Origin of the sequence: Streptomyces sp. NPDC057474 (assembly GCF_042802555.1) — a bacterium.
Classification (GTDB): Bacteria; Actinomycetota; Actinomycetes; order Streptomycetales; family Streptomycetaceae; genus Streptomyces.
The window spans coordinates 20,079-27,604 of sequence record NZ_JBHVDX010000132.1; the positions used below are offsets into that span (position 1 = coordinate 20,079).

Sequence of the window (7,526 nt, forward strand, 5' to 3'; positions counted from 1 at the left end):
GGGGGCGGTACGGGGGCGGTACGAGGGCGGTACGAGGGCGGTACGGGGGCGGGTGCCGGTGCTCAGAGGGCGGCCAGGGCGTGCAGTCGCCGCCGGAGCGCGCGCCGTTCGGGTTTTCCGGTGGGGGTGCGGGGCACGGCGTCGATGGCCTCGACGCGGCGGATCCGCTCGAAGTGCGCGAGCCGGGCGTTGGCGTGGTCGGCGACCGAGTCGAGGGTGTCGAGGACGGCGTGCGCGGCGTGTTCCGGGGGGCCGGGCGGGTCGCGCAGGACGATGCCCGCCCAGACGACGGCGCCGTGCACGGGGTCGGGCCAGCCGACGACGACGCATTCGGCGACCCTGGGGTCCTCGGCGATGATCCGCTCGACGGCGGTCGGCGAGACGAGTTCGTTGTCGTGCTTGAAGACGTCGCCGAGCCGGTCCACCAGGTACAGCCGGCCGTCCTCGTCGAGGTGGCCGACGTCGCCGGTGGAGAACCAGCCGTCGGCGTCGATCGGGGACGGCTCGCTGTCGTCGAGGTAGCCGGCCATGACCTGGGGGCCGCGCACCTGCACCTCGCCGGTGGCCCAGGCGTCCACGGGGGCGCGGGAGTCGAGGCCCACGACGCGGCATTCGGTGCCGGGGACGGGCGGGCCGACGGCACCGCGCAGCCGGTGGTCGCCCGGGCGTTGGTTGTGGGAGAGCGGGGAGAGTTCGGCCAGGCCGTACCCCTGGATGACGGGGACGCCGAGTGCCGTGTGGAGGCGGCGGGCGGCGGCGGGTGCCAGGGCGGTGCCGCCGGACATGACGGCGGTCAGCCGCGGCCCCGCCGGGACGCCTTCGCGGGCAGTGGCCAGGCGCGGGTCCTCGGCCAGGCGGTGCAGCCGGGCGGGCAGCCCGTAGTAGTGGGTGGCGCCGGCGCGCGCGGCCAGGCCGAGTGAGGCCAGCGGGTCGGGGTCGCGGCACAGGACCTGCGAAGCGCCCGCGGACACGGCCGAGTTGAGGTGCATGACGTGGAACAGCGGCAGGTGGTTGAGGGTGACCGAGTCGGGGCCGAGGCCGTGCGCGAGCGCGATCTGTTCGGCGTTGGCGACCAGGTTGCGATGGGTGAGCCGCACCCCCCTGGGGCGGCCGGTGGTGCCCGTCGTGAACTGGACGCAGGCCACCGAGGACAGGTCCCGGGCGCCGTCGGCGAGCCCGCCGGGCCCCTGGGGCACACCGTCGAGAGCGACGTGGAGGGGGGTGGCGTCGGCGGGGACCACCGCGTCGTCGGCGTCGGTGACGACGAGGGTGCGCAGTGCGGGGAGCCGGTCGCGCATCTTCGTCAGCAGTTCGGCGGTGGGGGTGGGAACGAACGCGATCTCGATGCGGGCGGATCGGAAGACATGGAGCAGCGCGCCCTCGCCGATCAGCGGATTGACCAGGACGGAGGTATGGCCGCTGCGGCTCGTGCCGTAGTAGGCGGCGGGGAAGACCGCATCGAGGACGTTGGCGACGCCGACCCGGGCGCCGGGGCGGCCGGCGGCGCCGGCCAGGTACCGGGCGACGCGGTCGGCCCGCGCGTCGAGTTCCGCGTAGGTGACGGTGTCGGATCCGGTGGTGAGGGCGGCGCCTTGGGGGTTGCGGAGCGCCGCGCGGCGCAGCAGTCCGTCCAGGGGCAGCTCCGGATACGTGAATCGCGCCACGGTGTCCTCCTCCGGGGGTTTGCGGTGACTGCGGTGCGGCTCACCACGTTCGGCGGCACGGCTCGAGGAATCTTCGAAGTCCGCTCGACCTCGGCCGCAGACAGTCCTCACGGAACGAGGAGACCGGACAGAACGGAGTCGGACATGACCACTCAGGCCGCCCTCACACGGGAACAGGGCGCGGAGTTCGGGCCGCTGTACGCGAGCGTGCAGCAGTTCTACGCGCACCAGATGCAACTGCTGGACCTCCAAGAAGCCGAGCGGTGGGCGGACACCTTCACCGAGGACGCGACGTTCGACGTGCCCACGCTCGCGGAGCCGGTACGCGGCCGCCCGGGGCTGATCGCCGCGAGCCGGGCCGCGGCCGCGCGGCTCGCCGAGGCGGGTGAGCGGCACCGCCACTTCATGGGCATGTTCGACGTGGCGCAGGGCCCGGACGGAGCGCTTCAGGTCCGCTCGTACACGACCGTCTACGCGTCGGTGATCGGCGGCGAGTCGCGGGTGCACCGGGTGTGCGTCTGCGAGGACGTGCTGGTGCGCGAGGGCGGGCGGCTGCTCGTGTCGATGCGCAGGGTGACCCGGGACGACCTGGCCTGACCGGCGCTCCAGCGGCGCCCGGGTGCGCCTCCATCGCGGGCGGTCACCCTTTTTCTTCCGTACGCACCTACCGACTCGGCACCCATGGGGGTTTCCCGACATGACGCAGACGACGATCGCCCGGCCGGATGTATCGGCTCTTCAGGAAGCCGTGCAGGGCGCCGCGGACCGGCTGGTCGCGGCCGGTGCCGCGGGTGTGCAGTTCCGGGTCGCCCGGGGGGACGAGGCGTTCGTCGTCACCTCCGGCATCGCGGAGCTCGGCTCGGACCGCCCGGTCCCCGAGAACGGCCGCTTCCGGATCTCCTGCATCACCAAGCCCTTCGTGGCCGTGGTGGTGCTGCAGCTGGTCGCCGAGGGCAGGCTCGACCTCGACCGTACCGTGGAGAGCTATCTGCCGGGTCTGCTGCCGGAGTACGGCGACAGGATCACCATCCGTAACCTGATGCAGCACACCAGCGGCCTGTACAACTACATGGACTCGTTCCAGAAGCCGGGCGAGCGGTTCCTGCGCGACCGCTACAGGCACTTCGCCCCCGAGGACCTGATCGCCATCGCGGCCGCCAAGCCGCTGGAGTTCGAGCCGGGCACCAGGTTCATGTACTGCAACACGAACTACTTCATCATCGGCCTGCTCATCGACAAGATCACCGGCCGCTCCTACCGCGACGAGATCACCGAGCGGGTGCTGGAGCCGCTGCGGCTGACCGAGACGGTCCTGCCCGGCGACGACCCGAACATCCCGGAGCCGCACGCCCGCGGCTACATGCAGATCGGCGGCGAGCCCGTCGACGTGACGCTGATGAACCCCTCCGAGGCCGGCTGCGCGGGCGAGATCATCTCGACCACCGCCGACCTGGACACGTTCTTCGCCGCGCTGTTCAGCGGAAAGCTGCTGAACGAGCCGGAGTTCACCGAGATGACCACCCCGCTGCCGCCCGAGATGATCGAGAACCTGCCGATGGGCATCGGCTACGGCCTGGGCCTGATGAAGCTGGAGAACGACGACGACCTGGACCTGTGGGGCCACGGCGCCGGCATCCCGGGCTACGCCACCTTCGCGGCGACCACACGCGACCTGAACGCCCGCGTGCAGCTGTCCTTCACCCTCGGTGACAAGGACTTCGGACCGGAGGCCGAGCAGGCGGTCATCCGCGGCGTCAACACGGCGCTGTGCTCATGAGCGAGCCCGTGCGCAGGGCCGTCGTCGTCACGGGCGGCGGTACGGGGATCGGCGCGGCGACGGCTCGCGCGTTCGCGGACGACGGCGCGCACGTCCTCGTCGTCGGCCGCAGCGAATCGACGCTGAAGGAGACCGCGGACGGCCACGACCGTATACGTGTCCTGGCGAAGGACATTCACGAGCCCGACGCACCGGACGTGATCGTTGAGGCCGCGCTGCGGGAGTTCGGCCGTATCGACGTGCTGGTGAACAACGCGGCCGTCACCGGGTTCGCGTCCCTCGACGGTCTGGACCGCGCGTCCGTGCGCGCCCAGCTCGGCACGAACCTGGTGGCGCCGGTGTTTTTGACCCAGCGCGCCCTCGGCGCCCTGGAGGCCGCCGGGGGCGTCGTGGTGAACGTCGGCTCGGCGGGCTCGCTGGGCCTGCGGGCCTGGCCCGAGAACTCCGTGTACGGCATGGCCAAGGCGGCGCTCGACTTCCTGACCCGTACCTGGGCCGTGGAACTCGCGCCACGGGGCATCCGCTGTGTCGGTGTCGCCCCGGGTGTCGTCGACACGGGTGTCGGGGTGCGGGCGGGGATGTCCCCGCAGGCGTACGAGGCCTTCCTCGCGCAGATGGCGCAGCGGATTCCGGCGGGCCGGGTCGGCCGGCCCCAGGACATCGCCTGGTGGGTCGTCCAGCTGACGCGCCCGGAGGCGGGGTACGTCAACGGCACGGTCCTGGCGGTGGACGGCGCGCTGTCGGTGACGTGAGCGGCAGTGCACGCGCACACCAAGGAGGCCCCGGTCGCCGGGGGCCTCCTTGGTGTGTCAGCGGGCGACGGTCGCCGTCACGTAGCGCACCGGGACGTCGATGTGGATGACGCCCTCCGCGTCCCGCAGCGCGTCGAGCGCTTCGGTCAGGCGCGCCCGCAGCGCCGCCGCCTCCGCCTCGGGCAGGTGCTGCCACAGCAGGCGCATGCCCTGGGTGTGGGACCAGTTGACCCAGTCCTCGCCGGACGCCGCGGTCATGTCGACGCTCTCGTCGACGACCTCCACGTCGGTGAAGCCGGCCGTGCGCAGTGCCGCTTCGAGGTCCGCGGGGTCCTCCAGCCACGAGTTCAGCTGCCGGTGCAGCTGCTCGGGGTGCCAGGCCGGCGGCAGGTGCTCCAGCAGGGACAGCGGGATCCACCGGGTGAACAGCGGCGGCAGGAAGGGGAACGTGTCCTTGGTGAACACCGGGCTGGTGAAGGCGATCCGGCCGCCGTCGCGCAGCAGCCGCGCGTACCGTGCGAGCGCCGCCCGCGCGTCGGGCAGGAATATCACGCTGTAGCTGCCGGCGACAAGGTCGAAGGAGCGCGCCGGCAGGTCGGGGTGCTCGCCGTCCATGACGCGCAGTTCGACGTTGGTGATGCCCTGGCGGGCGGCCTCGCGCCCGGCCTCCTCGATCATCGCCTCGGCGATGTCGATGCCGAGCGCGTACCCGTGCGGGCCGATCTCCCGCGCGGCGGGCAGCAGGGTGGCGCCCAGGCCGCAGCCGACGTCGAGCAGGCGCTGCCCCGGGCGCGGTGCGGCGCGCTCCACGAGGCGCCGGCCCATGGGGGTGAAGAACTCGACCCCCAGGCGGTCGTAGGTCGCCGCGGCGCCGTTGAAGGCGGCGGTGACTTTCGTCTTGTAGGTGGCGGTGGCGGTGTCCGCGGTCACGGTCAACTCCGGGTTGTCGTCAGGTGGTCGCTCCATGGTCCGGCCCGTGCCCCGCGAAGCGCTGGAGGACGGTTCGAGAGCCGGTCGACGGCCGGGTTTCCTTGCTTGCCCGGCCAGTTGGGCCGCCGCAGACTTGCGGCCGTATCCCCGTCCCGACGTATCCCGGTCATCCGGGTCGTCCGGATCGTCCGGGTCGTCCGGAGACATCTGTGGAGGGAATTCGATGAGCAGTCATATACCCGTGGTGCGGCGCATGGTGGAGGCCTACAACACCGGCAGGACCGAGGACGTCGCGGAGTACATCCACCCGGACTACCTCAACCCGGCGACGATGGAGCACATGGATCTGCGCGGTCCGGATTCCTTCGCCATGGCGGTGAAGTGGCTCAGGATGACGTTCTCCGAGGAGGCCCGTCTCGAGGAGGTCCTGCTGGAGGAGCGCGGCGACTGGGTGCGCGCCAACCTCGTCCTGTACGGCCGCCACGTCGGGGACCTGGTGGGCATGGCGCCGACCGGCCGCCGGTTCTCGGGTGAGCAGATCCACCTCATCCGTCTGGTCGACGGCAAGATCCGTGACCACCGCGACTGGCCCGACTACCAGGGCACGTACCGCCAGCTCGGGTCGCCGTGGCCGGAGCCGAACGGCTGGAGGGACTGACCGATGATTCTCGTCACCGGAGCCACGGGCAAGGTGGGCCGCGAGGCCGTCGAGCAGCTGGTGGCGCTCGGCCGCCCGGTCCGCGCGCTGAGCCGCAAGCCCGAGGAGGCGGCCCTGCCCGAGGGGGTCGACGTCGTCGCGGGCAGCCCCGCGGACCCCGACTCGCTCGCCGTCGCCTTCCGGGGCGTGGCCCAGGCGCTGATCGTGCTGTCCGGCGATGTGGCGGGCGAGGCCCGCAATGTCGCGAAGGCCGCCGCCGCGGCGGGCGTCGGGCACCTGGTGTTCCTGTCCTCGGCGAGCGTGCTGCACCCGCTGGCGCACGGCATCGCGGACGAGCACCGGGCCGCCGAGGAGGCCATCACCGGGTCGGGCGCCGCGACCACGTTCCTGCGCCCCGGCCCGTTCCACGCCAACACCTCGTGGTGGATCAAGACGATCCGCGAGTCCTCCTCCGTGCGCGACTGGGTCGGCAACAATCCGGGCGCGCCGATCGACGAGTACGACATCGCCGCGTCGGCCGTCGCCGCGCTCACCGGGGACGGCCACCGCGGCAAGGCGTACGTCCTGACCGGCGGGGAGACCCTCACCTCCGAGGAGCAGGCCCGCATCCTGGGCGACGTCCTCGGCAGGGAGCTGGAGTTCTCGGTCGCGCCGCAGGAGGAGGTCGTGGAGGTCTTCGTGGGCATCACGGGTGACCGCCCGGCCGCTGTCACCAATGTGGCGGCGCTGCACAGCCCCCGGGTGCCGTGGGCGAAGCCCACGACGGCGGTGCGGGATCTGACCGGCCGCGAGCCCCGCGGGTTCGGCGAGTGGGCCGCCGCGAACGCGGCGCTGTTCCAGTGAAGGAGACGTAGCAGATGACGATCCTGGTGATCGGGGCGACCGGCCTGCAGGGCGGCGCCACCGCGCGGGAGCTGGTGCGGCGCGGCCGCGCGGTGTCCGCGCTGGTGCGCGACCCGCGGTCCGCGGCCGCCCGGGCGCTGGCGGACCTCGGTGTGACGCTGGTCCGCGGCGACCTGGACGACGAGGCCTCGCTGCGCGCGGCCATGGAAGGCGTGCGCGGGGTGTTCTCCGTGCAGAACTTCATGACGCCGCAGGGGCTCGGCGGCGAGGTCCGCCAGGGCCGGGCGGTGGCCCGCGCGGCCAGGGCGGCCGGGCTCGCCCACGTGGTGTACAGCTCGGTGGGCGGGGCCGAACGGCACAGCGGGGTACCGCACTTCGAGTCGAAGCGGCACATCGAGCGCTATCTGGCGGAGCTGGGCGTGCCGACGACGGTGCTGCGGCCGTCGTTCTTCATGGACAACTTCGCCGCGCACGGCCCGCAGGACGTGGACGGGACGCTGGTGGTGCGGCTGGCCCTGAAGCCGGACACCCGTGTGCAGTTCATCGCCGTGGACGACATCGGCTTCTTCGCGGCCGAGGCCTTCGACCGTCCCGACGAATATCTCGGGCGGGCCGTCGAACTGGCGGGCGACGAGCTGACGGCGACGGAGGTGGCGCAGGCGTTCGCCGCGTGCACGGGGCGCCCGGCGCGGTTCGAGGAGCTGGCGCTGGACGCGGTGGCCGCGAACCCGCACATCCCCAACGCCCCGGAGATCGCCTTGATGTTCGAGTGGTTCCAGGACCACGGCTACCGTGCCGACATCGCGGCGCTGCGGGCCGAGCACCCGGGGCTGCGGTCCTTCGCGACGTTCCTGAAGGGCATCGGTACCTGACGCCCCACTACGACGGCAGGGGCCGGGTCC

The 7,526-nt window shown here is 72.6% G+C and carries 8 protein-coding genes; 6 read left to right on the forward strand and 2 right to left on the reverse strand.

The annotated features are described in order from the left end of the window. Window positions 1-62: 62 nt before the first annotated feature. Window positions 63-1,664, reverse strand: coding sequence for a class I adenylate-forming enzyme family protein (locus tag ACFU53_RS30100; protein WP_383999154.1), 1,602 nt, complete (start codon window positions 1,662-1,664; stop codon window positions 63-65). Between the two features lie 144 nt (window positions 1,665-1,808). Between ACFU53_RS30100 and ACFU53_RS30105 the strand changes: the two genes are divergently transcribed. From ACFU53_RS30105 to ACFU53_RS30115, 3 genes are all read left to right on the forward strand, one after another. Next, window positions 1,809-2,261 carry a nuclear transport factor 2 family protein gene (locus ACFU53_RS30105; protein ID WP_383999157.1) on the forward strand — a complete coding sequence of 151 codons (453 nt, stop codon included), beginning with the start codon at window positions 1,809-1,811 and terminating at the stop codon, window positions 2,259-2,261. Between the two features lie 100 nt (window positions 2,262-2,361). Beyond that, window positions 2,362-3,441 (forward strand): serine hydrolase domain-containing protein, encoded by a 1,080-nt coding sequence (locus ACFU53_RS30110; protein WP_383999160.1) that lies wholly within the window; start codon window positions 2,362-2,364, stop codon window positions 3,439-3,441. Continuing rightward, the gene (locus tag ACFU53_RS30115; RefSeq protein WP_383999163.1) at window positions 3,438-4,193 is read left to right on the forward strand and encodes an SDR family NAD(P)-dependent oxidoreductase; all 756 of its coding nucleotides are present in this window, start codon (window positions 3,438-3,440) and stop codon (window positions 4,191-4,193) included. The genes ACFU53_RS30110 and ACFU53_RS30115 overlap by 4 nt, the downstream gene beginning before the upstream one ends. 57 nt (window positions 4,194-4,250) lie before the next feature. On the opposite strand, the gene ACFU53_RS30120 is transcribed toward ACFU53_RS30115, so the two are convergent. Further along, entirely contained in the window at window positions 4,251-5,159 is a 909-nt protein-coding gene (locus tag ACFU53_RS30120) for a class I SAM-dependent methyltransferase (protein WP_383999166.1), read from the reverse strand. 187 nt (window positions 5,160-5,346) lie between these two features. On the opposite strand from ACFU53_RS30120, the gene ACFU53_RS30125 reads away from it, so the two are divergent. Genes ACFU53_RS30125 through ACFU53_RS30135 form a run of 3 tightly spaced genes read left to right on the forward strand, consistent with a single transcriptional unit; the run spans window position 5,347 to window position 7,496 of the window. Continuing rightward, window positions 5,347-5,781 carry a SnoaL/DnrD family polyketide biosynthesis methyl ester cyclase gene (locus ACFU53_RS30125; RefSeq protein ID WP_383999169.1) on the forward strand — a complete coding sequence of 145 codons (435 nt, stop codon included), beginning with the start codon at window positions 5,347-5,349 and terminating at the stop codon, window positions 5,779-5,781. A gap of 3 nt (window positions 5,782-5,784) precedes the next feature. Continuing rightward, a complete protein-coding gene (locus ACFU53_RS30130; RefSeq protein ID WP_383999172.1) occupies window positions 5,785-6,624 on the forward strand; it encodes an NAD(P)H-binding protein in 840 nt (279 codons plus the stop codon). Between the two features lie 14 nt (window positions 6,625-6,638). After that, window positions 6,639-7,496 carry an NmrA/HSCARG family protein gene (locus ACFU53_RS30135; RefSeq protein WP_383999175.1) on the forward strand — a complete coding sequence of 286 codons (858 nt, stop codon included), beginning with the start codon at window positions 6,639-6,641 and terminating at the stop codon, window positions 7,494-7,496. Window positions 7,497-7,526: the final 30 nt, after the last annotated feature.

Bases quoted from the DNA above. Each gene is read 5' to 3' on its own strand.
- ACFU53_RS30115 (WP_383999163.1), top strand. From the start codon at position 3,438: ATGAGCGAGCCCGTGCGCAGGGCCGTCGTCGTCACGGGCGGCGGTACG.
- ACFU53_RS30105 (WP_383999157.1), top strand. From the start codon at position 1,809: ATGACCACTCAGGCCGCCCTCACACGGGAACAGGGCGCGGAGTTCGGG.
- ACFU53_RS30110 (WP_383999160.1), top strand. From the start codon at position 2,362: ATGACGCAGACGACGATCGCCCGGCCGGATGTATCGGCTCTTCAGGAA.
- ACFU53_RS30120 (WP_383999166.1), bottom strand. From the start codon at position 5,159: ATGGAGCGACCACCTGACGACAACCCGGAGTTGACCGTGACCGCGGAC.
- ACFU53_RS30125 (WP_383999169.1), top strand. From the start codon at position 5,347: ATGAGCAGTCATATACCCGTGGTGCGGCGCATGGTGGAGGCCTACAAC.
- ACFU53_RS30130 (WP_383999172.1), top strand. From the start codon at position 5,785: ATGATTCTCGTCACCGGAGCCACGGGCAAGGTGGGCCGCGAGGCCGTC.
- ACFU53_RS30135 (WP_383999175.1), top strand. From the start codon at position 6,639: ATGACGATCCTGGTGATCGGGGCGACCGGCCTGCAGGGCGGCGCCACC.